This window comes from Bradyrhizobium sp. (assembly GCF_004799405.1).
Classification (GTDB): domain Bacteria; phylum Pseudomonadota; class Alphaproteobacteria; order Rhizobiales; family Xanthobacteraceae; genus Bradyrhizobium.
On record NZ_SSMW01000154.1, the window covers coordinates 1 to 25,267 of the forward strand.

Annotated in this window: 24 protein-coding genes and 1 tRNA gene; 16 read left to right on the plus strand and 9 right to left on the minus strand. The window is 63.7% G+C overall.

Annotation, left to right across the window (positions count from 1 at the left end; all coding sequences use genetic code 11):
• Positions 1 to 434 precede the first annotated feature (434 nt).
• The 6 genes from E7813_RS24920 to E7813_RS24945 all read left to right on the plus strand — a co-directional run bounded on the left by E7813_RS24920 (position 435) and on the right by E7813_RS24945 (position 5,105).
• A tRNA-Val gene (locus E7813_RS24920) sits at positions 435 to 509 on the plus strand.
• Between the two features lie 172 nt (positions 510 to 681).
• On the plus strand, positions 682 to 1,785 hold the full coding sequence (locus E7813_RS24925) for a helix-turn-helix domain-containing protein (protein ID WP_291577952.1): 1,104 nt from the start codon (positions 682 to 684) through the stop codon (positions 1,783 to 1,785).
• Between the two features lie 88 nt (positions 1,786 to 1,873).
• Complete coding sequence (locus E7813_RS24930) at positions 1,874 to 2,803, plus strand: sterol desaturase family protein (RefSeq protein ID WP_291577953.1); 930 nt, start codon at positions 1,874 to 1,876, stop codon at positions 2,801 to 2,803.
• A gap of 171 nt (positions 2,804 to 2,974) precedes the next feature.
• Positions 2,975 to 4,144: a serine hydrolase gene (locus E7813_RS24935; RefSeq protein WP_291577954.1), complete on the plus strand. Its 1,170-nt coding sequence runs from the start codon at positions 2,975 to 2,977 to the stop codon at positions 4,142 to 4,144.
• 79 nt (positions 4,145 to 4,223) lie between these two features.
• Positions 4,224 to 4,760, plus strand: coding sequence for a hypothetical protein (locus E7813_RS24940; RefSeq protein WP_291577955.1), 537 nt, complete (start codon positions 4,224 to 4,226; stop codon positions 4,758 to 4,760).
• Between the two features lie 105 nt (positions 4,761 to 4,865).
• A complete protein-coding gene (locus E7813_RS24945) occupies positions 4,866 to 5,105 on the plus strand; it encodes a PilZ domain-containing protein (RefSeq protein ID WP_291577956.1) in 240 nt (79 codons plus the stop codon).
• A gap of 59 nt (positions 5,106 to 5,164) precedes the next feature.
• On the opposite strand, the gene E7813_RS24950 is transcribed toward E7813_RS24945, so the two are convergent.
• The 4 genes from E7813_RS24950 to E7813_RS24965 all read right to left on the minus strand — a co-directional run bounded on the left by E7813_RS24950 (position 5,165) and on the right by E7813_RS24965 (position 7,917).
• Positions 5,165 to 5,347, minus strand: a complete 183-nt coding sequence (locus E7813_RS24950; protein WP_291577957.1) for a hypothetical protein — start codon at positions 5,345 to 5,347, stop codon at positions 5,165 to 5,167.
• A 214-nt stretch (positions 5,348 to 5,561) separates the two neighbouring features.
• A complete protein-coding gene (locus E7813_RS24955) occupies positions 5,562 to 5,708 on the minus strand; it encodes a hypothetical protein (RefSeq protein ID WP_291577958.1) in 147 nt (48 codons plus the stop codon).
• Between the two features lie 84 nt (positions 5,709 to 5,792).
• A complete protein-coding gene (locus E7813_RS24960; RefSeq protein ID WP_291577959.1) occupies positions 5,793 to 6,302 on the minus strand; it encodes a hypothetical protein in 510 nt (169 codons plus the stop codon).
• A gap of 73 nt (positions 6,303 to 6,375) precedes the next feature.
• Entirely contained in the window at positions 6,376 to 7,917 is a 1,542-nt protein-coding gene (locus E7813_RS24965) for an acetolactate synthase large subunit (RefSeq protein ID WP_291577960.1), read from the minus strand.
• Positions 7,918 to 8,312: 395 nt separating this feature from the next.
• Between E7813_RS24965 and E7813_RS24970 the strand changes: the two genes are divergently transcribed.
• The gene (locus tag E7813_RS24970; protein ID WP_291577973.1) at positions 8,313 to 9,068 is read left to right on the plus strand and encodes a DUF2927 domain-containing protein; all 756 of its coding nucleotides are present in this window, start codon (positions 8,313 to 8,315) and stop codon (positions 9,066 to 9,068) included.
• A gap of 39 nt (positions 9,069 to 9,107) precedes the next feature.
• Here the strand turns inward: E7813_RS24970 and E7813_RS24975 are convergent, their stop codons facing one another.
• The 3 genes from E7813_RS24975 to E7813_RS24985 form a co-directional block, all read right to left on the minus strand.
• Positions 9,108 to 10,232: a M48 family metallopeptidase gene (locus E7813_RS24975; RefSeq protein WP_291577974.1), complete on the minus strand. Its 1,125-nt coding sequence runs from the start codon at positions 10,230 to 10,232 to the stop codon at positions 9,108 to 9,110.
• A 9-nt stretch (positions 10,233 to 10,241) separates the two neighbouring features.
• Entirely contained in the window at positions 10,242 to 11,417 is a 1,176-nt protein-coding gene (locus E7813_RS24980; protein ID WP_291577975.1) for a DUF898 family protein, read from the minus strand.
• A gap of 86 nt (positions 11,418 to 11,503) precedes the next feature.
• Positions 11,504 to 12,676 carry an isovaleryl-CoA dehydrogenase gene (locus E7813_RS24985; RefSeq protein ID WP_291577961.1) on the minus strand — a complete coding sequence of 391 codons (1,173 nt, stop codon included), beginning with the start codon at positions 12,674 to 12,676 and terminating at the stop codon, positions 11,504 to 11,506.
• Positions 12,677 to 12,876: 200 nt separating this feature from the next.
• Here E7813_RS24985 and E7813_RS24990 point away from each other — a divergent pair, with 200 nt between their 5' ends.
• The 7 genes from E7813_RS24990 to E7813_RS25020 all read left to right on the plus strand — a co-directional run bounded on the left by E7813_RS24990 (position 12,877) and on the right by E7813_RS25020 (position 20,766).
• On the plus strand, positions 12,877 to 14,148 hold the full coding sequence (locus E7813_RS24990) for a cytochrome P450 (RefSeq protein WP_291577962.1): 1,272 nt from the start codon (positions 12,877 to 12,879) through the stop codon (positions 14,146 to 14,148).
• A gap of 29 nt (positions 14,149 to 14,177) precedes the next feature.
• The gene (locus tag E7813_RS24995; RefSeq protein WP_291577963.1) at positions 14,178 to 15,452 is read left to right on the plus strand and encodes a cytochrome P450; all 1,275 of its coding nucleotides are present in this window, start codon (positions 14,178 to 14,180) and stop codon (positions 15,450 to 15,452) included.
• An 80-nt stretch (positions 15,453 to 15,532) separates the two neighbouring features.
• Complete coding sequence (locus E7813_RS25000; protein ID WP_291577964.1) at positions 15,533 to 16,699, plus strand: acyl-CoA dehydrogenase family protein; 1,167 nt, start codon at positions 15,533 to 15,535, stop codon at positions 16,697 to 16,699.
• Positions 16,700 to 16,708: 9 nt separating this feature from the next.
• Complete coding sequence (locus tag E7813_RS25005) at positions 16,709 to 17,836, plus strand: CaiB/BaiF CoA-transferase family protein (RefSeq protein ID WP_291577965.1); 1,128 nt, start codon at positions 16,709 to 16,711, stop codon at positions 17,834 to 17,836.
• A complete protein-coding gene (locus tag E7813_RS25010) occupies positions 17,836 to 18,690 on the plus strand; it encodes a MaoC family dehydratase N-terminal domain-containing protein (RefSeq protein ID WP_291577966.1) in 855 nt (284 codons plus the stop codon). Before E7813_RS25005 ends, E7813_RS25010 begins: the two co-directional genes overlap by 1 nt.
• A gap of 122 nt (positions 18,691 to 18,812) precedes the next feature.
• The gene (gene mdlC / locus E7813_RS25015) at positions 18,813 to 20,447 is read left to right on the plus strand and encodes a benzoylformate decarboxylase (RefSeq protein ID WP_291577967.1); all 1,635 of its coding nucleotides are present in this window, start codon (positions 18,813 to 18,815) and stop codon (positions 20,445 to 20,447) included.
• A gap of 28 nt (positions 20,448 to 20,475) precedes the next feature.
• Complete coding sequence (locus E7813_RS25020; protein ID WP_291577968.1) at positions 20,476 to 20,766, plus strand: DUF1330 domain-containing protein; 291 nt, start codon at positions 20,476 to 20,478, stop codon at positions 20,764 to 20,766.
• Between the two features lie 31 nt (positions 20,767 to 20,797).
• Here the strand turns inward: E7813_RS25020 and E7813_RS25025 are convergent, their stop codons facing one another.
• Together E7813_RS25025 and E7813_RS25030 are read right to left on the minus strand one after the other, a co-directional pair.
• Positions 20,798 to 21,595 carry an SDR family oxidoreductase gene (locus E7813_RS25025; protein WP_291577969.1) on the minus strand — a complete coding sequence of 266 codons (798 nt, stop codon included), beginning with the start codon at positions 21,593 to 21,595 and terminating at the stop codon, positions 20,798 to 20,800.
• A gap of 29 nt (positions 21,596 to 21,624) precedes the next feature.
• Positions 21,625 to 22,320, minus strand: coding sequence for a hemolysin III family protein (locus E7813_RS25030; protein WP_291577970.1), 696 nt, complete (start codon positions 22,318 to 22,320; stop codon positions 21,625 to 21,627).
• A gap of 183 nt (positions 22,321 to 22,503) precedes the next feature.
• On the opposite strand from E7813_RS25030, the gene E7813_RS25035 reads away from it, so the two are divergent.
• Together E7813_RS25035 and E7813_RS25040 are read left to right on the plus strand one after the other, a co-directional pair.
• A complete protein-coding gene (locus tag E7813_RS25035; RefSeq protein WP_291577971.1) occupies positions 22,504 to 23,973 on the plus strand; it encodes a YcjX family protein in 1,470 nt (489 codons plus the stop codon).
• Positions 23,970 to 24,995, plus strand: a complete 1,026-nt coding sequence (locus E7813_RS25040; RefSeq protein ID WP_291577972.1) for a TIGR01620 family protein — start codon at positions 23,970 to 23,972, stop codon at positions 24,993 to 24,995. The genes E7813_RS25035 and E7813_RS25040 overlap by 4 nt, the downstream gene beginning before the upstream one ends.
• Positions 24,996 to 25,267: the final 272 nt, after the last annotated feature.

Genomic DNA, 25,267 nt, shown 5'->3' on the forward strand with positions numbered 1-25,267 from the left:
CGGTGACCGGGCTTTCTTGCCACCGTCATCTGCGAAAGTTGCCTTTCGCAAACTTGACACCAGCGTCGGGGTGTCAGGACCACACGACTTCGCCGTCCGCGAGAGCAGCGCCTCGTCAGCGCGCCGCCTTGCGTCCACCGCATCCCGCCGCGCGTTGATGACGTTGCGCAACGCCCCTCGGTGGGCGGGACGGAAAAGCTATACTGCTGATTTTGACTTCTGAAAATCAGAATATTTTTGCAAAGCGGGCTTAACAGGATTCGGTGATTTGCCCGTCGGGCAAAATAGGATTGATTGCATTCAACAATTCGTTTTATCGCGTAGCGGCGGATGGTTCATTTGAGGCCGATGACTTGACACGCGTGCCCTGCACTTCGTAAATCGCCGGCACTGGACGCCGATCCAACGGCCTTTGACGGCGCGCAGAACATCCCGGACGCATAGCTCAGCGGGAGAGCGTTCCCTTCACACGGGAGAGGTCCAAGGTTCGATCCCTTGTGCGTCCACCACGGCTCCCGCCCTCTACCCACTACGTGCAGTCCGCGATCTTAACGCGCACGCGGCGGCGGGATGCGCCGACCGCGCCTGATTGGAGCACGACAGTCTCTTCCGTTATGTTGACACTCAGGACAGAGTGAGATTCTCTCTCTTCGAGGCAACGATCAACCGGCCATCAGCTCAATGTCGACCCTGGAAGCCGCCTTGCGGGGAGGCGCGATCGCGATCCTCCTGCTCACTGTCGGCCTGCACGCCCGCGACCTCCTGACAAACCGATTAAGCCGCTATTCGGCGCTGCTGCAGTTCTGTGCGGCAGCCTTCATCGTCGAATCGTCGCCGGGCTTCGACGCGCTCGACCTGCGCTGGAGAATGCCGATCCACATCGTCAGTTCAAGCGCGCCAGCCGTGTTCTGGATCGTGAGCGCGGCGCTGTTCAACGACGAATTCCGCGCGCGCTGGTACCACGCGCTCGCCTGGCTCGGGCTCGCCACCCTTGCGTGGCGGCAAATGTTCGGCTCGCCGCCGGCTCTCGTGGCCGCCTATGACGCCCTGGCGCTGCTGTTCGTGCTGTTCGCCGTCTGGCATGCGCTGGCCGGCCGGGGGACGGATCTGGTGGAGTGGCGGCGCCGGCTTCGCGTCGAATATGCGGTTTGCGTCGCGCTCTATATCATCGTGATCATCGTAGCGCAGTGGATCTGGCCCGGCATTCTCGGCCGCGCCCCGTTCAGCCTCATCAATGCGATCGTGCTGGTCGGACTGTTCTTCCTGTTTTCGCTGCGCCTGACGAAAGACCGACTGGCGCTGGACGCGCCGCGCGTCAGTTCGGCGCAAGCGCGCACCGACGATCCGCGGCCGGTTCCGCCCGCGACGGGACCAGAGGCCGCCCTGCTTGAGGCCCTTCGCAGGCTGATGGAGAATGGCAAGCCCTATCGCGAGGACGCCTTGAGCATCGCCTCGCTGTCCCGAAGTCTCGGCGTTCAGGAATACCGGCTGCGCCGCCTGATCAACCGGCAACTCGGGCACCGCAATTTCAGCGCCTTCGTCAACGGCTACCGGCTGACCGAGGTGACGGCCGCGCTGGCCGATCGCGACCAGGCCGAGGTACCGATTCTGACGATTGCGCTCGACGCCGGCTTCGGTTCGATCGGGCCCTTCAACCGGGCGTTCAAGAACCATACCGGGCTGACGCCGACGGAATATCGTCGCGCCCATCTCGGGGGTCTCGAAAGCGCGTCGCCGCTTCCGGAATCGGCCAGCCGTTCGTGGAATCCGGCCAGCCGTGGTTGAAACCCGGCGAGCGGCAAAACGCCTCCCGTGACACGCTAACGGCAGACAGCGCACCGCTTCGGCGCGCTGACCGAACGGGAGCCCAGCCGTGACGCAGCTCGTCCACATGCTCGAATTCGCCCTTCCGGTCGTGATCGCGATCGCAACGCTCGAAGCCGTCTTCCTCGCCCTCGTGATGCGGCGAAACTACAACTGGCGGGCCTTTTTTGCCTCGCTGGCCGATGCGCTGGGACGGGAGTACCTTGTCATGGTGTTCCTCTCGGCGAGCCTCGCGGCGCCGGTCATCGGTTTTGCCTGGCGCCACCGCTTGTTCACCGTGCCGCTCGACACCGCCAGCGCGGTCGTCGTGCTCGCGATCGGCCAGGATTTCTTCTATTACTGGTTCCATCGGGCCAGTCACCGCGTTCGCTGGTTCTGGGCATCGCATGCGGTCCACCATTCAACGAACGAGTTCAATTTATCCGCCGCCTACCGGTTCGGCTGGACCGGGCGGCTGGCCGGCGCCGGGGTGTTTTATGTGCCGATGATCTGGCTCGGTTTTGCGCCGGGTCCGGTATTCATCGCCGCCGGCCTTGGCCTGCTCTACCAATTCTGGCTGCATGCCGAATGGATCCCGAAACTCGGTTGGCTCGAATATGTGCTCAACACGCCCTCCCATCATCGGGTGCACCACGCCGCCAATCCGGAATATCTCGACCGCAATTACGGCGGCATCTTCATCGTATTCGACCGCCTGTTCGGAACCTTCGTCAGCGAGCGCGACGACGTGCCATGCCGTTACGGCCTGGTGACGCCGCTGCATTCCAACAACCCCGTGATCATTGCATTCCATGAATGGGCGGCGATGGCCCGCGACCTGTGGCGGTCGCGCTCCTGGCGCGAACGGTTGATGTGCGTGATCGGTCCGCCCGGACCGCGATCCGACATCGCAGGCTCAATAACTCCAAGCTCCTCCGCGCCGCCTATGGGCCCCACGCATCGGCGCGGCGAGGCGAAGACGCTATCAGCAACCGGATAGACGGATCGCGATGGGAACAACAGCCCTGTCATGCGCTGACGGTGCATCGGCCGTTATGCGCAACAGAACGGACATCGCACGCTATCGAAAATCCGATAAGCTCAGACGCGATATCGGCCAGATCTTATGCTGACCTCGACGAGGTACAAAAGGCGTGAACGAGAGGATCAAATGAAACGGCGCCAGTTTTTTTCACTTCTCGGTGGCACGGCGCTGGCACCGTTCACGGTGTCGCCGCTGTACGCGGACCCGCCCGACGGTTGCGGTGTTCCGGCCAGGCGAGACGACGGCTGGCCCGTCACCACCCTTGATAACGACAAGCGCATCGACCGCGCGGCGCTGTGCAGAATGGCGGATCGGCTCGCCGCCTTGGGCGACCCCAATATACATGCCGTGCTGGTCGCCCGTGGCGGCAGGCTGGTGTTCGAGCGGTACTTCAGCGGTTCCGACGAGATTCCCGGCATTTTCGGCAGCCGGGTCGAACACGTCAGCTTTGATGCCGATACGCTGCATGACGTGAAATCGGTTTCAAAGAGCGTCGCGTCACTCGCGGTCGGGATCGCAATCGATCGCGGACTGATAGGCAGCATCAACGAACCGATCTTCAGCTTCTTCCCCGAATTGTCGGACCTGCGTAGCCCCGAAAAGGAACGCATCCAGCTGGTGCACGTGCTCACGATGTCGATGGGTCTGGCGTGGGTCGAGGCGACCCCCAGCACCGGAGACTTCAACAACGACGAGGCGCGGATGCATATGGCATCGGATCCGTGTCGTTACGTCCTCGGTCTGCCGGTGACGGCCCCACCTGGACCGGAGTTCTTCTACAACACCGGCGCACTCGCGCTGGTGTCGGCCATCGTCCGCAAGGCTACCGGACGCCCGCTCGACGAATTTGCGCGCGAGACGATATTCGAGCCTTTGGGCATTACCAAAGTGGAGTGGATTCGAGTCAAGGGGGATACCGATGCCGGAGGGGGATTGCGCTTGCGACCGCGCGACATGGCAAAAATCGGCCAGCTCGTCCTCGCGGGCGGCCGCTGGAACGACCGTCAGATCGTTTCCAGCGGCTGGATCGAGATCTCGACGGCATTGAAGATCAAGGCCACGGATAATCAATCCTATGGATACCTGTGGTGGCTCGGCCGCTCCCTGCACAATGGGCGTGAGGTCCACTGGATTGGAGCGCTGGGCCGAGGCGGGCAGTCGATTCGCATCGTCCCGGAGCTCGACCTCGTTGTCGCGGTGACCGCGGGATACTACCAGGACTACAGCGCGCAAGCGTTCAAAGCGCAGTACGGCGTTTTCAGTGACGTCTTGCAGGCGATTCCGCCTCCTGGCTGAACAGGTCCAAGGTTCGATCCCTTGTGCGTTGACCGGGCTACCTGCGATACTTTTTTGCCTGCAAAACAGCGAGGGGAAAATGAAAATCGCATTGTACGGACTGCTGGCGATTTTACTCCCCATCACGTCCGCCAATTGCGGGGATCATTCCCAGCCGGGTGCGGATCAAGAGCATCTCAGCAAGGATAAATGCACCGCGGACAAACAATGCTTGTCCAGGTGTTTCGGAGAACTGCAAAAAGACGCAGACGAGGGTGGCTTCATCTATCAATCCATCATGTGCAATGCCCGGTGCAATACCGGGCCCGCAGAATGCGTTCCCGAGTTGCCTATGCGATGGACGTTCAGAAACAGAACGGGCGTTCCCATCACTGGCGGAGTTTACGATGATGATGACTCTACCGGCATCCATGGAGAGCCTGTTTTAATACCCGACAATACCGAAGACACGATGGATATCGTTTGCATGCGGGGGAAAAAGGCCTGTTATGGTTTTGAAAACTCCGAACAGGTCAGACATTGGGGCATTGGCCGCAAGGATCTTGGGTCGCAATACAACTGCACCAACTGTTGCTGGCAGTGCGGCGAAGCGCCGGTCGTCGATTTGACGTTCTGAAGCCGCTCCGGCTGGCACTTCAGTTGATATGGGGTAAAGCCAAAAGAGTGGAGTTTCTTCGTTGCGCTTTATCGATTTCTTAGGATTTTGTCATATCCTGATCCCATGGGTGAACATCGCAGAGCGCCTCGGCATCGCGTTTTGAAGAGCGGGACCATCAGGTTCGGCGGCGGCAGCATCGATTGCCTGGTCCGCAACCTCTCCACGACCGGGGCCGCGCTGGAGGTCGCCACCCCGGCCGGAATCCCGGAGAGGTTTATCCTGGATATGCCGGGCGAAGGATTGCACCTGCCGTGCCGCCTCGTATGGCACAAGGAGCGCAGGATCGGCGTCGCGTTCGACTAGGCCGTCCGGGTCCGGCCGGCGGACACTTGTTTTGAGCCGACACGTCGCTCGAAAACGCTCTAGTGCAGCGAATAATTGGCGCGCCGCCTGGAACGCTCGCCGGTTGCCAAAGCGGATTGCAGTGCCACCAACTCGCCTTCCAGGTATTCATTCACCATCATCAACGCTCGAATTGCACCATGCAAATCGCCGTCGCACGCAGCGACGATCTTCTCGATTTGGAACTCCGCACGCTTACGCATTCGAACCACCTGTCCCACACACTCAACCCAGTCATAGACAATGTGGAAATGGGCCGAAATTAAAGCAGCTTGATGCCAAGTGTGCGTTCAAGTGGCGACCTTGTGCGGCTGGTGAAACCTCACCCATCATCGCCGCGCGGATTGGGTTTTTCCACCCGCTCAACGGGTGAGCTCTCTCCTGAGAGCAGCAGACCAACGCCACACCGTCAACGCCTCAAATCCCGAACATCCAGACCGCGACGATCACGCCCAGCGTCGCCAGCCCGCTGATGGTCCAGCCGGTGACGTAAAGGGCTTCGTCTTCGCTCGCCCCGCGCATTTCGTCGATCCCGTCGCTGGGAGATCGCCATTGATCCGACATGACAGCCTCCTAATTTTTTCTCAGGAGGATAACCGCCGTCGTGGCGGCCGGTTCCATCGATCCTGGCTCGGGTTCAGGTCCCTGTCAGCCCACTCCCGCCTCCTTCAGCCTTGCAGCGAACCACACCGACAGGTGCCCGTCCTTTACCCCGCCGACATACACCTCCGACGCCGTGACGCCCTTCTTTCCCAGCGTCAGGTAGAGTCCGATCCGGTAGGCGAACCACAGATGCGGGTCGGTCAGGCCGCGCAGCTTGTGCTGGTCGTGTTCCGGCGGCTGATGGTTGCCCTCTTTCCGGACCTCGATGGCGAGCAGGTTGTTGGGGATCTCGCGCTGGTGCACGACGATGTCGGGGTAAACGGATTTTCCGAGATGATCGTCGGTCGAGACGATGCTTCCCCTCGGCAGCCGCAGGGTGCGCTCGCCGAGCCGGCTGTAGTCGCAGTCGGTCTGCCAGCCCTCGAATTGCCGTTCGAGATGCACCGCCAGCCGATGGGTCAGCGTGCGCTCGCCGAGGTCCTTTTCCAGAATATGGGTCTCGCGCGCGTAAAACACCTCAAGCGCGTGTATGACTTTTTCCAGTTCGGCGTGCATCTTGCCCCTTACTCCGTCAATCGGGCCGCGCTTTTGCGCGGACCCGTCGGCATCGCCCCGGAATGACGAATATTCACATCTGCACTTCGATCAGCCGCGGACCTTTTTCGGCGACGCCTTCGGCCAGCGCCTTGACGAAATCGTCGACGTTGCTGACGGAGCGCCCGGGAACGCCCATGCCCCTGGCGAGCGACACGAAGTCGAGCGCCGGGCGGTCGAGCTTCAGCATGTCCATGGCGCGCTGGCCCGGCTCGCCGGCGCCGACGCCGTCGAATTCGCCGCGCAGGATCTGGTAGATGCGGTTGGCGAACACGATGGTCAGGACGTTGAGGTTTTCGCGGGCCTGGGTCCACAGCGCCTGAATCGTGTACATCGCGCTGCCGTCGCCGACCATGCAGATCACCTTGCGGTCCGGGCATGCGACCGCCGCACCGGTCGCGACCGGCGGCGAAAATCCGATCGAGCCGCCCATGTTCTGGAGCCAGTCGTGCGGCGCCGCCGCCGCGGTCGGCGGAAAGAAGCCGCGCCCGGTGGTGATGGATTCATCGACCACGATGGCGTTTTCCGGAATCGCCATCGCAATCGCCTGCGCGATCGAGGCGTGCGTCAATGGACCGGTCGGCTTGACCAACTCCACCAGCTTCTGCGGCTTGGCGTCCGACGGCCTGGCGCCGACGGCGCTCGCCAGCGCGTCCAGGGCCGCGACCGAATTGTCGCCGCCCGCGGTCATGCGATGGACCTCGCAGCCCGCGGGCTTCAGCATGCTCGGCTTGTTGGGATAGGCGAAAAACGCCACCGGGTCGTTGGCCTCGACCAGCACGATATGCTTGAAATCCTTCAGGATCGGCAGCGCCAGTTCGATCACATAGGGAATCCGGTCGATCGAGAACCGTCCCCGCCCGCGCGCCATCCGCGGATTGTAGGTCTGGCCCAGTACCTTGCAGCCGGTTTTGCCGGAGATTTGCGCCGCCAGCGCCAGGCCTTGTTCGGTCAAGGCGCTTCCCGTCAGCAGCAACAGCGTCTCGGGTCCGCGCAACACCCTGGCGGCGTTGTCGACGGCTTCCGACGAATAACTGGCGCGCTGGGAATCGGCGGCCACCTGGGCTACGCCGTCGGCCTCGTTCCAGGCGGTATCGGCGGGCAGGATCAGGGTCGCGACCTGCGGCGGCGCGCTCCTGGCCGCGGCAATCGCGGCAGCACCGTCGGCGGCGACGGATTTGGCGTCCGGCGAGGTGCGCACCCAGGCCGACATCGGCCGCGCCAGGCCCTCGATATCGGAAGTCAGCGGCGCATTATATCCGATGTGATAGACCGCATGCTGGCCGACGATGTTGACGATGCCGGAATTGGCCTTCTTGGCGTTGTGCAGATTGGCAAGGCCGTTGGCGAGGCCGGGTCCGAGATGCAGCAGCGTCGAGGCCGGCGAATTGGTCATGCGGAAATAGCCGTCGGCCGCGCCCGTCACCACGCCCTCGAACAGGCCGAGCACGCAGCGCATGCCCTCGACCCGGTCCAACGCCGCGACAAAATGCATTTCGGAGGTACCCGGATTGGCGAAGCAGACGTCCACGCCGCCCGCCACCAAGGTCCGCACCAGACTTTCCGCACCGTTCATCATTCCACTCCCGTTCGCGACATTTCTTCAATGCAGGCAAGATCAATCATTCCTGACGCCTTTCGTCAAAGGTTTCGCGAAGGCGCGTGCCGCCACCTCTCCCATCGGGAGAGGTCAGCGCGGAGCGCCGGGTGAGGGGTTAAGGTCTATCGATGGACCGTAACCCCTCACCCCGACCCTCTCCCATCGAAGTCGGATATATCCGACTTCGACTATTTCAGATGCCCAACTCGGGTAAACCCGAGTTGGGTGGGAGAGGGAGCAGAATCGCGTTGACGTTACATCGAATGGCATTTCGCGAGCGGAACTTGCGCGCGGGGTCCGATTGCGGCAGCGTTGTTGCGATGAGCGGGCCTTCGCAAATCTCAACGATATTCGCGGTCTTTCTGGCCGGAATGGCGTGCGGCGACTTGGTCGCGCCGGCCGTATCCGGTGAAATTCCCGCCATCGCCTCGCGCCAGCGCGCCGAGAAGAAGACCTTCACCGACAGCGAGATCACCGAAGGCTTTTTCAAGACCGCGTTCGGCGCCGAATTTCATATGGCCGGCCGGGTCGACCGGATCAGGAAATACGACGTGCCGGTGCGGGTGTTCGCCGACGGCCTCAACCGTCCGGATCGGAAAGCGCAGCTCGCCAACGTGGTCGCCGACATCGGGCAGCGCGTTCAGCACCTCGACATCGCGATGGCCGACAGCAGCGCCGGCGCCAATGTCGTGGTCAAACTGGTGCGCGACCGCGATCTGTTCCGCACCATCACCGCCTTCTACGGCGGCGAGCGCGCGAGAGAGATCCGATCCTCGCTCGATCCGCAATGCCTGTCCGGCTTTCGCAAGAACGACAGGTTCGAAATCGAGCACTCCGACGTGTTCCTGACCGTCGACAACGGCGATTTCGTCTTCCTCGACTGCGCCTATGAGGAACTGCTGCAATCGCTGGGACCGATCAACGATACCAGTTCGGTGCCCTGGACCATGTTCAACGACAATGTGTCGATGGGATACTTCGACGTTTACGACCAGTACATCCTCAACGTGCTGTACGACCCGCGCATCAAGGTCGGCATGACCATCGACGAAGTCAAAGCGGTGCTGCCGGAAGTGCTCGCCGATGTCCGCGTCTGGGTGAAGAACGTCAACGGCCTGCCGGAGTAGATTGTGGTTCCTGCGAACGCGGGGACGACGCGCTGGCGTTCAGCGCGAGCCGGAACTGCAGATCGCCTTGAGCGCGGCCCATTCCTGCTCGCTCAACAGCGGCGGGCCGCTCGGCGGCCGGTTCTCGTCGCTCATGCGTTTCAGGCGATCTTCCGTGAGCGGATGGTTGGCGAGAATGGTCAATCCGCTGTCGCCTTCCTTGCCGGTGACGCGAAACAGCAATTCGCCCATCGGCCTGGTCGGCCGTCCCAGCCTGTGCATCACCTCGATCGAAACCGTATCGGCATTCTGCTCGGCCTCGCGCGAATACGACGCCGTCACCAGCGAGCGCGAGGCAAACACCAGCGCGCTCGAACCGGTGACATCGCCGAACAACAATCCGATCAGAAACGAAGTGCCGCCGTTGTAGATCAGGTTGCGGGTGCCGTCGCGATGGCGCAGATGGCCGAGCTCGTGTGCCAGCACGCCGGCGATCTCGTCGGGGTTTTGCGCCCGCGCCAGCAGCCCGTTGAACAGATAGACCTTGCCGCCGGGCAGCGCGAAGGCGTTGGGAACCGAGGTCGCCAGCACCGCGGTCTGGATCGAGGTATCCAGTCCCGCCGCCTCGCGCAGTTCGTTCACGAGCTTGCCGAAGGCGGCCTGCCCTTCAGGCTTGTCGCAAACCTTGCCGGCGCCGAAGATCGTCTTGACCTGATCGTCCGCCACCGCACCAAGCCGCCGCTCGAACGATTGCGGCACCAGCGGCGTCAGGCGGTCCGCCGCCAGCGGGACACCGAACCAGACGGCGCCGATGATCGAGACCGCGGCGGCGATCGACCAGCCGACAATTCTCGCCGTGCCGCGGCGGTCGGGAAAATTTTCATCGAGCCGGGTGCAGCGGGCGATCACCTCGGTGGCCAGCGCCGCATCGCGGATCTCCAGCCGCGCCAGCGCCGGCGCCGTCACGCAGCTCAGGCGCAATAGGCCGATTGGGCTGTCGGCGCGGCGGATGTCGGCATAGGGCCACACCGCGAGGCTGCCCGCATCGCCGTCGATCTTGAGCCGGTCGCCGAAGGAAAGCGTGACCGCGTGACGGCGGCTCGACGCGCCATCGAAATAAATCGACGAACGGCGCGGCCCGGACGAAGTTTCATCCGGTCCGGCGGGATCATCGGTGGGAGGCATGCTCATGCGCTAGAATCCGGCGACGTCCAGCCCGTCGGCAAAGCCCTCGCCCAGCGCGCTTGCCAGTTCGCCCCTGGCGACAACGTTCGCCGCCGCCTCGATATTGTGGACGGCGGTCGAGGAAATGACTCGCGCCCACACATCGCGCAACAGGTACATCCGCATCACGACGTTCATCCCGAGCACCAGCGCCAGATAGCCCACGATCGAAAGCCCGAGCATCGGAATGCTGGCCTGCAGATTGCCCGGCACGAACAGCTTGGCGATCGGCGTCTGGTTCACGCTCGCGATCAGGGCCGCGCAGGCGAACGCATAGGCCGAGAACAGCATGACCAGCAGGAAGAACCAGCCGATCACCTTCCAGTAAAGGCCGATCAGCGCCGTTCGCGACAGCGCCGATTCAAACCGCACCGCGCCGAACCGGATGCCCGAGAGCCACCAGCGCCATTCGATAGCTTTGAACGTGCCATACAGGAAGGGCGCCGCCACCATCAACAGCGATGACACCCCCGGAGCCTTGGCAGCCGCCAACGCCATCACCACGACCAGGACGCCCAACAGCCACAGCCACCAGCCTTGCCTGAACAGTTCCCAGCCGCTTCCTGCGAAACTGCCCTCGAGATCGCCGTAATAGGAATGCCGCATCTTGTAGCGCTCAAGCGCTGCTTCACGCCATGGTAGCGCAAGGCCAAGGGTGACGATCGCCAGCAAGCCCCATAGTGCCGCGCGCGCCGCATAGGCCCAGCCCGAGCCGCTCATCCAGAACCGCACCCCGCGCCACACCGTGCGGGTCAGGCGATAGCGCCGCGCCCGGTAGATCGCGAATTGCCCGAACACATAGAAGAACAGGAACAGGGGAATGCTGGCAAAAGCCCTGGCGCGCTCGGCTTCGAGACCGATCAGGAAGTAGATGAGGTAGATCGGCACCAGGATCGCCAGCGCAAACAGGAATCCGAGCAGCAATTCCTTTCCGGTGCCGGTATATTCCGCCGCATCCTCGCCGATATCGGTGTTCGACCACAGATGGCGGCGAATGTCGGTGGCGAGCCAGAACCGGTAAAATCCGACGGTGACGAGTTCAAGGCCGGTGCCCCGCATCACCAGCCGGCGGAACTCGCCGCGGTCGCCGGAAAACGACACCGGCACCGGCGGCGGCGGCACCGGATGCTGCGGGACAGACCCCATCTGATTCACGAATCAACTCCCCCGAAAAAGCCCAGGCGAATGCGGGATCGATTATTGGTCGTTCAAGATGCGCTTCCGTTCGAGCCTCACGCGGATTTCTCGAACAATTCGCGCCCGATCAGCATGCGCCGGATTTCGCTGGTGCCGGCGCCGATCTCATAAAGCTTGGCGTCGCGCAGCAGGCGTCCGGTCGGGTAATCGTTGATATAGCCGTTGCCGCCGAGCAACTGGATCGCGTCGAGCGCGCATTGCGTCGCCTTTTCGGACGCATAGAGAATGGCGCCGGCCGCATCCTCGCGCGTGGTCTCGCCGCGATCGCAGGCCTTTGCGACGGCGTACACGTAAGCGCGGGATGCATTCATCGTCGTATACATGTCGGCGATCTTGCCCTGCACCAGCTGGAAGCTGCCGATCGGCTGGCCGAACTGCTTGCGCTCGTGCAGATAGGGCATCACCACGTCGAGGCAGGCCTGCATGATGCCGAGCGGGCCCGCCGCCAGCACCGAACGCTCGTAATCCAGGCCCGACATCAGCACGTTGACGCCGCGGCCGACCTCGCCGAGCACGTTGTCTTCCGGCACTTCGCAATCCTCGAACACCAGCTCGCCGGTGTCGGAGCCGCGCATGCCGAGCTTGTCGAGCTTTTGCGCGGTGGAAAATCCCTTCATGCCCTTTTCGATGACGAAAGCGGTGATGCCGCGCGGGCCGGCGGCCGGATCGGTCTTGGCATAGACCACCAGCGTTTCGGCAATCGGGCCGTTGGTGATCCACATCTTGGCGCCGTTGACGACGTAGCGGTCGCCCTTCTTCTCGGCGCGCGTCGTCATCGACACCACGTCGGAGCCGGCGCCGGGTTCCGACATCGCCAGCGCGCCGACATGCTCGCCCGAGATCAGCTTCGGCAGGTATTTGCGCTTTTGCGCGTCGCTGCCGTTGCGGCGGAGCTGGTTGACGCAAAGGTTGGAATGCGCGCCGTAGGACAGGCCGACCGCGGCCGATGCGCGCGAGATCTCCTCCATCGCGATGCAATGCTCGAGATAGCCGAGCCCGGAGCCGCCATATTCCTCCTCGACGGTAATCCCGTGCAGGCCGAGCGCGCCGAGCTTGGGCCAGAGATCGCGGGGAAATTGATTGCTCTTGTCGATTTCGGCGGCGCGCGGCGCGATTTCATGGGTGGAGAAATCGCGCACCGTTTCGCGGATCGCATCCGCGGTTTCGCCGAGATCGAAATTGAACATCCGCTGCGCATTGGGGATCATGGCCGACTGCCTCCGGGCCGATGGCGCCGGTGCCGCCAACGGCCTTATTATTCTAAAGAAAACAACCATGTCACGGGCCAGACAAACTGAGAAGAGGCAATAAACTCGCCCTTGCCCTCGTGCCCGCAACGGGATGTAATTCGGCCAACAGTCGTCCTGCCGGGCCAGCCGCGGCCGGGGACAATCCGAGGAGACGCCAGATGCACGGAACGATCGATGCCGACCGGGATTCCCGTCAAAAGGCCGAGCGGGAACGGGCCTATTCGATCCCGCTCGAGCAATTCGATCCCGGCGATCCCGAGCTGTTTCGCAGCGATTCGTTCTGGCCGTATTTCGACCGGCTGCGCAAGGAAGACCCGGTCCATTACTGCAAAGACAGCGTGTTCGGCCCCTATTGGTCGATCACCAAATACAACGACATCATGGACATCGAGACCAATCATGCGGTGTTCTCCTCGGCGGCCTCGCTCGGCGGCATCACCATCCGCGATGCCGCGGTCGACTTAAGGCGCGAAAGCTTCATCGCCATGGACCAGCCGCGCCACAGCGCGCAGCGCAAGACCGTGGCGCCGATGTTCACGCCGACCCATCTCGACCAGCTCGCGATCAACATCCGCAAGCGCTCGGCCGAATGCCTCGACAACCTGCCGAAGAACGACGTGTTCGACTGGGTCGACCAGGTCTCGATCGAGCTGACGACGCAGATGCTCGCGGTGCTGTTCGATTTCCCCTGGGAGGATCGCCGCAAGCTGACGCGCTGGTCCGACGTCGCCACCACCTTGCCCGGTCCCGACGGCGTGGTGCCGACCGAAGCGGCCCGGCAGGCCGAATTGATCGAATGCGCGACCTATTTCAAGCGGCTGTGGAACGAGCGCATCGACCAGGAGCCGAAGAGCGACCTGCTGTCGATGATGGCGCACAGCGAAGCCACCCGCGACATGGACCCGCAGAATTTCCTCGGCAACCTGATCCTGCTGATCGTCGGCGGCAACGACACCACCCGCAACACGCTGTCGGGCAGCATCTATGCCTTGAGCCAGAATCCGGACCAGTACAGGAAGCTGCGCGACAACCCGGCGCTGATCGACAGTTTCGTGCCGGAGGTGATCCGCTGGCAGACGCCGCTCGCCCATATGCGCCGCACCGCGCTTGAGGATTACGAGTTCCGCGGCAGGCAGTTCAAGAAGGGCGACAAGGTGGTGATGTGGTACGTCTCGGGCAACCGCGACGACGAGGTGATCGAGCGTCCCTACGAGTTCATCATCGATCGCGCCCGGCCGCGCACCCATATCTCGTTCGGCTTCGGCATCCATCGCTGCGTCGGAATCAGGCTGGCCGAACTGCAATTGAAGATCATCTGGGAAGAGATCCTCAAGCGTTTCGACAACATTGAGGTGGTCGGCGAACCGAAGCGGGTGTATTCCAGCTTCGTCAAGGGTTACGAAACGCTGCCGGTCCGCATCGCCGGCTGAATGCGTTCAGATTTTGGGATCGATCGACGATGAACATCCAGACCGCCGTGAAAGCCGACAAGGCCGAGCTTGCGCGCGCCGCGCGCGAGGAGGCCTATTCGACGCCGTTGAAGGATTTTCATCCGGGCGCGCCGCGGCTGTTCCAGAACGACACGCTGTGGCCCTGGTTCGAGCGGCTGCGCAAGGAAGAGCCGGTGCATTATTGCACCAACGCGCCGATCGAGCCGTATTGGTCGGTCACCAAATACAACGACATCATGCATGTCGACACCAATCACGGCCTGTTCTCGTCGGACTCCACCCTCGGCGGCATCTCGATCCGCGACGCTCCGGAAGGCTATGACTGGCCGAGCTTCATCGCGATGGACCAGCCTCGGCACTCGGCCCAGCGCAAGACCGTGTCGCCGATGTTCACGCCGACGCATCTGGACCAACTCGCGGTCCTGATCCGCGAACGCGCCGGCAAGGTGCTCGACGGGTTGCCGCGCAACGAGACCTTCAATTTCGTCGACCGGGTGTCGATCGAACTGACCACCCAGATGCTGGCGACCCTGTTCGACTTTCCCTGGGAAGAACGCCGCAAGCTGACGCGCTGGTCCGACGTCGCCACCGCGCTGCCCAAGGGCGGGATCGTGGAATCCCACGAACAGCGCCGCGCCGAGATGGACGAGTGCGCGGCCTACTTCGCAAATCTGTGGAACGAGCGCGTCAATGCCGAGCCGCGCAACGACCTGGTCTCGATGATGGCGCACAGCGACGCCACCCGGAACATGGACCGCGACAACTTGATGGGCAACATCATCCTGTTGATCGTCGGCGGCAACGACACCACCCGCAACACCATGAGCGGCTCGGTGCTCGCCCTGAACGAAAACCCCGACCAGTACCGGAAGCTGCGCGACAATCCGGCGCTGATCGACAGCATGGTGCCCGAGGTGATCCGCTGGCAGACGCCGCTGGCGCATATGCGGCGCACCGCGCTGGTCGATACCGAGCTCGGCGGCAAGACCATCCGGAAAGGCGACCGTGTGGTGATGTGGTACGTCTCGGGCAACCGCGACGAAGAAGCAATCGAGAACCCCAACGACTTCATCATCGACCGCGCCCGCCCGCGCACCCATTTGTCGTTCGGCTTCGGCATCCACCGCTGCGTCGGCATGCGGCTCGCCGAACTGCAGTTGAAGATCGTGTGGCAGGAGATGCTCAAGCGCTTCGACACGATCGAGGTGGTCGGCGAACCCAAGCGGGTCTATTCGAGCTTCGTGAAAGGCTACGAAACCCTGCCGGTGCGCATTCCAGCGTGATAGTGCGCACCTTGCACCTTGCCCATCCTGCGTGCTGAGATCGCAGGGTGCCGCGCCCTCGACCTGCCACCCGAGTTCCGATGACCTCAACAGAACCAGACGACCATGCCGATATCCGCGACGCCGTGGCAAAGCTTTGCGCGCAGTTTCCCGGCGAATACTGGCGCAAGCTCGATCGTGAGATGGCCTACCCGAAGGCTTTCGTCGATGCGCTGACGGAAGCCGGTTACCTCTCGGTGTTGATCCCGGAGGAATATGGCGGCGCCGGGCTGAAACTGTCCGCAGCCGCCGCGATCCTGGAAGAGATCCAGCGCGCCGGATGCAATGGCGGCGGCTGCCACGCCCAGATGTACACCATGGGCACGCTGCTGCGTCACGGCAGCGACGCGCAAAAGGCCAAGTGGCTGCCGAAAGTGGCCAGCGGGCAATTGCGGCTGCAGGCGTTCGGCGTCACCGAGCCGACCAGCGGCACCGACACCTCGTCGCTGAAGACGTTCGCCCGGCGCGACGGCAACGACAGCTACATCGTCAACGGCCAGAAAATCTGGACCAGCCGCGCCGAATATTCCGACCTGATGATCCTGCTGGCGCGAACCACGCCAAAGGAGCAGGCCAAAAAACGCACCGACGGCCTGTCGGTATTCATCGTCGACATGCAGGCGGCCAAGAACAACGGGCTGTCGATCAGCCCGATCCGCACCATGATGAATCATTCCACCACCGAGGTGTTCTTCACCGATCTGAAGGTGCCCGCGGAAAACCTGATCGGCGAGGAAGGCAGCGGCTTTCGCTACATCCTCTCCGGCATGAATGCCGAGCGTATCCTGATCGCGGCCGAATGCGTCGGCGACGCCAAATGGTTTATCGCGAAAGCTTCCGCCTATGCCAAGGAACGCTCCGTGTTCGGCCGTCCGATCGGACAGAATCAGGGCGTCCAGTTTCCGATCGCCAAGGCCTATGCGGCGATGCGCGCCGCCGAACTGATGGTCAAGGAAGCCACCCGCCGATATGAAGCCGGCATCGATTGCGGCGCCGAGGCCAATATGGCCAAGATGCTGGCGGCCGACGCCTCCTGGGAAGCCGCCAACGCCTGCGTGCAGACCCATGGCGGCTTTGGCTTTGCGGAAGAATACGACATCGAACGCAAGTTCCGCGAGACCCGGCTCTACCAGGTGGCGCCGATCTCGACCAATCTGGTTTTGTCATTCCTGGCCGAGCACGTGCTGGGCATGCCGCGCTCCTACTGAGAAACGCCGATGCTGCCACTCGAAGGACTGACCGTCGTTGCCGTCGAACAGGCGGTCGCCGCCCCCTTCTGCAGCTCGCGGCTGGCGGATGCCGGCGCGCGCGTCATCAAGGTGGAGCGGCCGGAAGGCGATTTCGCCCGCGGCTACGATGCCGCGGCCAAGGGGCAAAGCAGCTATTTCGTCTGGCTCAACCGCGGCAAGGAATCCGTGGTCATCGATCTGACGACCAATGAAGGCCGCGCGACCCTCGAAGGGCTGATCTCAAGCGCCGACGTGCTGCTGCAGAACCTCAAGCCGGGCTCGATGGACAAGCTCGGCTTTTCGCTCGACCGGTTGAAAAAGGATTACCCGGCGCTGATCTGCTGCACCATCTCGGGCTATGGCGACGACGGCCCCCATGCCCATCGCAAGGCCTATGATCTCCTGATCCAGGCCGAGAGCGGCCTTGCCTCGGTCACCGGCGGTCCGGAGGGTCCTTCGCGCGTCGGCGTGTCGATCGTCGATATCGGCACCGGCGCCACCGCGCATGCCGCCATCCTCGAGGCCTTGATCGGGCGGTCCCGCCACGGCAAGGGCGCCGACATCCGGATCTCGATGTTCGACGTAATGGCCGACTGGCTGACGGTGCCGCTGCTCAACGCCGAAGCCGGCAACCCGCCGCAGCGGATGGGCCTCGCCCATCCCTCGATCGCGCCCTACGGCGTGTTTCGCTCCAAAGACGGCAAGGACATCCTGATTTCGATCCAGAGCGAGCGCGAATGGAAAAAGTTATGCGCCGATGTGCTGGGTCAGCCCGCGCTGCCCGACGATCGCAGATTCTCCAACATGGTCGAGCGCGTTCGCAACCGCGCGCTGACCGACAAGACGGTCGGCGACAGCTTTGCGGCGATGACCCGTGACCAGCTGCTGAAGCGCCTGTCCGACGCCGACATTGCGTTTGCCGAGGTCAACACCATGGCCGATCTCGCGGTGCATCCGCATCTGCGCCGCATCGAAGTGGATACGCCGGCCGGGGTCGTGACCTATCCTGCGCCCGCGGCCATCGTCGTCGATCAGCCGCGTCACTATGGCGCCGTGCCCGGCATCGGCGACCACACCGAGATCCCCAAAGCCTCTCGCGCCCGGACCAAATCGTGATGACCGAAAAACCCGATCTCGACCATCTGCGCCAGTGGATCGGCCGCAGCAATGAAGCCTCCGACATCGTCACCGCGCAACTGGTGCGCGGCCTGCGCGCCACGCTGTTCATGGAGATCGGCGCGCCGAAGCCGGGCGATGCGGCGCCGTTCACCGCGCATTGGTGCCTGGCGCAGCCGGTCTATCCGATGTCGGAACTCGGACCGGACGGCCATCCCACCCGCGGCGGCTTCCTGCCGCCGGTGCCGCTGCCGCGCCGGATGTGGGCCGGCGGCGAGCTTGAATTCCTCGAACCGTTGCGGGTCGGCGATGAGATGACGCGAACCTCGCGGATATCGGATGTGTCGATGAAGACCGGCAGCACCGGCGCGTTGTGCTTCGTGTCCGTGGAACACCGGATCACGACGCCGCGCGGCACCGCGCTGCGCGAGCGGCAGGACATCGTCTATCGCGACATATCGGCCGGCGCACAAACGCCCGCGCCGGCCAAGCCGGCGGCCGCAGCGCCCGCCGCGCAGCATCGCGAAACCCATCTTGCCGATCCGGTGCTGCTGTTTCGCTATTCCGCCTTGACCTTCAACGGCCATCGTATCCATTACGACCGCGATTACGTCACCAAGGTCGAGGGTTATCCCGGCCTGATCTTCCACGGCCCGATGCAGGCGGCCTTGCAGGTGGAATTCGCCGCACGGCTGCATGGCGGCGCGGCGCCGAAAAAATTCAGCTACCGCGGGCTGCAGCCCCTGTTCGAGGGCGAGTTCAGCGTCAACGCCAACCAAACCGATGGCGGCATGGAAACATGGACCGCGAATTCGGCCGGTCAGCCGACCATGAAGGGCACCGCGACGTGGTAGTGTTCGTCATTGCGAGGAGCGAAGCGACGAAGCAATCCAGCTTTCTTCGGAAGAAAGAAGCTGGATTGCTTCGCTCCGCTCGCAATGACGGGAATTTGCAATTCGAATAAGGGTACACTGCATTGTCCCGTAAGCCCGAAAAAGCCGCTACGGCGTCAGTCAGCGTCAAACATGCGACGCTGGAGCTGTTGCGGGCGTTTGGCATAAGGAAGGTGTTCGGCAATCCCGGCTCGACCGAGTTGCCGTTCCTGAGCGACTGGCCTGACGACATCGACTACGTGCTGGGACTGCAGGAAGCCTCCGTCGTCGGCATGGCCGACGGTTATGCCCAGGCCACCCGCAACGCCGGCTTCGTCAACCTGCATTCGGGGGCCGGCGTCGGCAACGCGCTCGGCAACATCTATACCGCCCATCGCAACCAGACGCCGCTGGTGATTACCGCCGGACAGCAGGCGCGCAGCATCGTGCCGCTGCAGGCGTTTCTCTATGCCGAGCGCGCCTCGGAATTTCCGCGGCCCTATGTCAAGTTCAGCGTCGAGCCGGCGCGCGCCGAAGATGTCCCGGCGGCGATCGCGCGCGCCTACTACGTGGCGATGCAGCCGCCTTGCGGGCCGACCTTCGTCTCGGTGCCGATCGACGACTGGACCCAGCAAACGCAAGCCGTGCAGGCCCGCAGCATCAGCCGCGAGATCGGTCCCGATCCCGACGCGATGAAGGCGCTGGCCGCGGCCTTCTCAGACAGCAAGCGCCCTGCCCTCGTGGTCGGCCCCGGCGTCGATCGCGCGCAGGCGGTCGACCTGACGATGCGGGTCGCGGAGAAGACCAAAGCGGCGATCTGGGTCAGTCCGTTTTCGGCGCGCTGCAGTTTCCCGGAACGGCATCCGCAATTTGCGGGCTTTCTTCACGCCTCGCCGGCGCAGCTTTCGGACGCGCTGCGCGAACATGACCTGGTGGTCGTGGTCGGCGCGCCGGTGTTCACGTTCCATGTCGAGGGCCACGCCTCGATCTTCGACGGCGCGACCACGATCTTCCAGATCACCGACGATCCGACCGCGGCCGCGGTAGCGCCATCGGGCACCAGCATCATCGCCACCATGAAGCCCGCGCTGGCGATGCTGCTTGAACTCTTGCCCGAAACCGAGCGTGCGATGCCGACGGGCCGCGTGCTGCCACCGGCGCCCGCCGCGGCCGATCCGATTCCGGCGGAATTCCTGCTGCATGCGCTTGCGGCTGCCATGCCCGGGGACGCCGTGCTGGTGGAGGAAGCCCCATCGCACCGGCCGACGATGCACAGATTCATGCCGATGCGCGGACAGGACAGTTTCTACACCATGGCGAGCGGCGGACTCGGTTTCGGCCTGCCGGCCGCGGTCGGCGTCGCGCTGGCGCATCCGGAGCGCCGGACCGTTGGCCTGATCGGCGACGGCTCGGCGATGTATTCGATCCAGGCGCTGTGGACCGCGGCGCAACGCAGGCTGCCGCTGACGGTGATCGTGATCAACAATGAAGGCTACGGGGCGATGCGCTCGTTCAGCCAGGTGATGCAGGTGCGCAAAGTGCCAGGCCTCGATCTGCCCGGCATCGATTTCGTCCGGATCGCGCAAGGGCTGGGCTGCGATGCGGTGCGCGTCGGCAAGGCTTCCGAACTGGCGCCGGCGCTCAAGCGCGGCCTCGCGCATGACGGCGTCAGCCTGATCGAGGTAATGGTGGATTCGGCGGTGCCGTTACTTTACGCGCACGGGACATCGCGCCCTTGATGATCCGGGAAAGCTGGAGTCTCCAACCGTGAAAGCCTATCTCGTGCTCGACCTGACCATCCATGATTTCGCGGGCTTCAGGCCGTACATCGCCGCTATCCCGGCGTTCATCAAGAAGCACTCCGGAAGATACATCGTGCAGGGCGTTCAGCCGACGATCATGGAAGGCGACTGGAGGCCGGAGCGGATGGTGGTGATCGAGTTCCCGGCACGGGAAAATGCCGAGGCGTTCCTGAGCGATCCGGATTGTCAGGATCTTTTCAGTATTCGCCACCGGACCACGACCAGCAGGCTGGTTCTGGTGGACGGGTGTTCATAGGTGCCGTTCAGGGCGAAATGACGCCTGAAGCTCACGACTTCCCGTAGGCTTCCCGCATCCTGGCCTGGATCTTCGCCATGCCGGCGATCCAGCGATCGTAGTTCTCGGTTTTCTTGCGCATGTAGCCCAGCACCTGCGGGTGCGGCAGAATGACAAAGGTCTCCTGCTCGATGCCGGCCAGCGCATCTTTCGCGACCTGCTCCGGGGTGAGGTCGCCGTCGCCGGATTGCGGTCCCTTCGGGATCGAGCGCAGCATGTTGGTGTCGACGCCCTGCGGGCACAGGATCGAAACCTTGATGCCGTGGTCCCGGTGCGAGATCGCAAGGTTCTCGGCAAATCCCACCGCGCCATGCTTGGTCGCCGAATAGGCCGGGCTGCCGACCTGCGAAAGCAGTCCCGCGGCGGAAATCGTGTTGAGGAAATAGCCGCCGCCGCGCGCCTTCATCAACGGAACGAGATGCCGCGCGGCATAGACATGCGCCATGACATGGATGGCCCAGCTTTTGGCAAACGGCTCGTCGGAAGTGCCACCGGCGTTCTCCGACAGCGGATCGAAGCCGCCGCCGATGCCGGCGTTGGAACAGAACAGCGCGATCGGGCCGAAACGTTTCTCGGTTTCCTCGATGACGTGGCGGATGTCCTTCTCCAGCCCGACATCGCATTTGAACGCGACGCCATCGACCGAAGCCGCAACGGCTACGGCGCCTACGAGATCGAGATCGGCGACCACCACCTTGGCCGCTCCGGCGCGGTGAAAGACCTCGCACAGCGCCCGGCCGATACCGTTGGCGCCGCCGGTGACCACCACGAATTTACCGGCCACCTGCATCGCCGCATCCGCTACTTATTTGAAAGGCTTCAGGCCAGAACCAGATCGAGCACGGCGGTGTAATGGCAGGCCGCGCCCAAAAGCACGAAACAATGCCAGATCGCATTCTGGAAGCGCAGCCGCTGCCAGGCGTGAAAGATCACGCCCAGGCTATACAGCGCGCCGCCCGCAACCACGAATGCCAGCGCCATCGCCGGCAGCGCCGAGACCACGGCGTCATAGAGCATGAAGCCGCTCCAGCCCATCGCCAGATAGAGCCCGACCGAAAGCCGGTCGAAGCGACCCGGCAGCACCAGCTTGAGCACGATCCCGACAATCGCCACGCACCACACCCCGGCCAACAGCGCCATGGCGAAAATGCTGTCTTTCAACTGCATGATGAACGGGGTGTAGGTCGCCGCGATCAGCACATAGATCGCCGAATGATCGAAGCGCCGCAGCACCCATTTGGCGCGCGACACCGGCCACAGATTATAGGTCGCCGACAGCACCAGCATCGCCAGCAATCCGGCGACATAGATCGACACCACGGCGACTTCGAACGCGGTGGCATAGATCGCGGTGAGCACGATCAGCACGGTGGCAGCGACCAGCCCGCCGAACACGCCGATCCCATGGACGACGCCGTCCGCGATCAGCTCGGCCCGGTCGTAATTCCAGCGGACGGCGCCGGCGGCCACATGGACGGATGTCGAGGCGAATTGCTTTGGTCTGAAGATACTCATGGCGGTCCAGTTTAGCCGGGTAGCAACGCGTTAAAACATACCCCCGGGGAGGTCAACGAATCCTGAAACTCTTCAGTTCCAATCGCGTCCTAAGTATGGAGCTTGATTTTGGCGCACTAATCGCCACTTTCCGCCTGGTTCCTGGGCAAATTGCCTCCTCCCTGCCGAGCTTTTCATCCCCGCATGGCTCCCTCTTTTGCCGATATCGTCGAGGAAGCACGCCTGTCGGCGCGCGCCTTGCTGGATTACGGCGACAATCTTTTCAATCCGACGGTGCGACTTGGCGTCACAGGATTGTCACGCGCCGGCAAGACCGTGTTCATTACCGCGCTGATCCATGGCCTCACCCGCGGTGGCCGCTTCCCGGTGTTCGAGCCGCTCGCCACGGGACGGATCGCCCGCGCCCGGCTCGAGCCGCAGCCCGACGATGCGGTGCCGCGCTTCGACTACGAGAACCATGTCCGCACCCTGATCGAGCAGCGGCGCTGGCCCAATTCGACGGTCGATATCAGCGAACTGCGGCTGGTGATCGATTATCAGCGGCAGAATGGCGCCGACCGCACGCTGACGCTCGATATCGTCGACTATCCCGGCGAATGGCTGCTCGACCTGCCGCTGCTCAACAAGAGCTACGAGCAATGGTCCCGCGAGAGTCTCGCGCTGTCGCAGCAGCAGCCGCGCGCACGGCTTGCCACGGATTGGCACGCGCACCTTGCGACGCTGAATGCCGAGGTCAAGGAAGACGAACAGGCGGCGCTGGCGGCGGCGCGGCTGTTCACCGACTATTTGCGCGCCTGCCGCGACGAGCGTTTCGCCATGAGCCTGCTGCCGCCCGGCCGCTTCCTGATGCCGGGCGGTCTCAAGGGCACGCCGGCGCTGACGTTTGCGCCGCTCGATTTGCCGGCCGATGGCGCCGCACCGGAAGGGTCGCTGTGGGCAATGATGGTCCGGCGTTACGAGGCCTACAAGGATGTGGTGGTGCGGCCGTTCTTCCGCGATCATTTCGCGCGGCTCGATCGCCAGGTCGTGCTGGTCGATGCGCTGGCGGCGTTCAATGCCGGACCGGAAGCGATTGTCGACCTTGAAGCGGCGCTGGCGGGAATCCTGGATTGCTTCCGGATCGGCCACCGCACCTTCTTCAGCAACCTGTTCCGGCCGCGGATCGACCGCATCCTGTTTGCCGCCACCAAGGCCGATCATCTGCATCATTCGAGTCACGACCGCCTCGAAGCGATCGTGCGGCGAGCCGCGGCCAAAGCGGTGGCGCGCGCCGAATATACCGGCGCTGCGATCGACGTGGTCGCGCTGGCCGCGGTCCGCGCCACCCGCGAGGCGCAGGTGCAGCGCGGCCGCGAAAAATTACCCTCGATCCTGGGAACACCGATCGAGGGCGAAGTCGCCAATGGAGAACGTTTCGACGGCAACACCGAGGTCGCGACCTTTCCGGGCGACCTTCCCGCCGATCCCGAACAACTTTTTGGGGACGCCGGCGCGTTCGCCGGACTGACCACCGCAGCGCCGGACAAGGCCGATTTTCGCTTTCTTCGCTTTCGCCCGCCGGAGCTCGAACGCGAAGGCGAAAGCGAGGCCGCGTTGCCTCACATCCGCCTCGACCGCACCCTCCAATTCCTCCTCGGAGACAGACTGCAATGAGTGAGCGCTCCCGGCGGCCGGCGACCTTCAAGCTCGACGATCCCGGCGTGATTGTGATGGACCCGGACGAGGAAAGCCGCCCGTCGCGCGGCACCGTCCACGTCACGCCGGAAGCCGACTCTGCGTTGCTGCCGGTGGCGGTCGAGACGCCGATGCTGCCGGTGCGGCGGGGCTGGCGCTGGGGCGCGGTGTTCTGGGCCGGAATCAGCGGACTGGTCCTGCTCGGCGCAGGGCTCGGCGTGACCGCCTTGATCGAGGACCTGTTCGCGCGCAGCGAAGGTCTCGGCATTCTCGGACTGGGGTTTGTCTTTGCCGCGGCTCTGGCGCTGGCCGTCGTGATTGTGCGGGAAGCGCTCGGTCTGGCGCGACTTGCGGCGATCGAGAAAATGCATCTTCGCGCCGCTACCGCGCTGCTGAGCGACGACCGCGCGGAAAGCCGGGTGATCGTGCAGGAGCTGCTGGAAATCGCGCACCAGAACCCGCAACTGGCGCGGGCGCGCGCCACGCTGCAGGGACATGCCGGCGACATCATCGACGGCGCCGACCTCATTCGATTGGCGGAGCGCGAGTTGATGACGCCGCTGGACCAGGAGGCGCGCCGCCTGATCTCCTCGGCTGCCCAGCGCGTCTCGATCGTCACCGCCGTCAGCCCGCGCGCGACGATCGACGTATTGTTCGTGTTCGCAGCGTCATTGCGCCTGATCCGGCAGTTGGCGCATCTCTATGGCGGACGGCCCGGCGCGCTCGGCATGATCCGGCTGATGCGCCATGTCATCGCCCATGCCGCGATTACCGGCGGCATGGCGGCGAGCGACAGCCTGATCCAGCAGGTGCTCGGTCACGGCCTCGCGGCGAAACTTTCGCAGCGTCTCGGCGAAGGCGTGCTCAACGGACTACTGACCGCCCGGCTTGGGCTCGCCGCCATCGACGTGACGCGGCCATTGCCGTTCACCGCGTTGCCGCGTCCGGCGCTCGGCGACCTCGCCAAGGATTTGCTGCGCAAGCGCGACGGCGAGGAGTGATGTCGGTGCACCTCTGCCGCTTGCGCGGGAGGCTGACGCGCGCAGCGCGGCGCCTGGTCGCATGGTCGGGATAGTCGGCGGCCGCGGCCGGCAGCGTCAATGCGCCAAGCGAAAGCGAGACGATCCGCAAAAATATCCTAGAATTCTCCCTGCAATGGCAGTGCTGGATGGTTGGCCGCCAGATGCAGCAGCGGCTCAGGATAGCCCCCCAGCGTCGGCCAGGAATAGAACGGCGAGCCCGGCGGCGGCGCAAGCTCCGGGGTCCAGCCGGT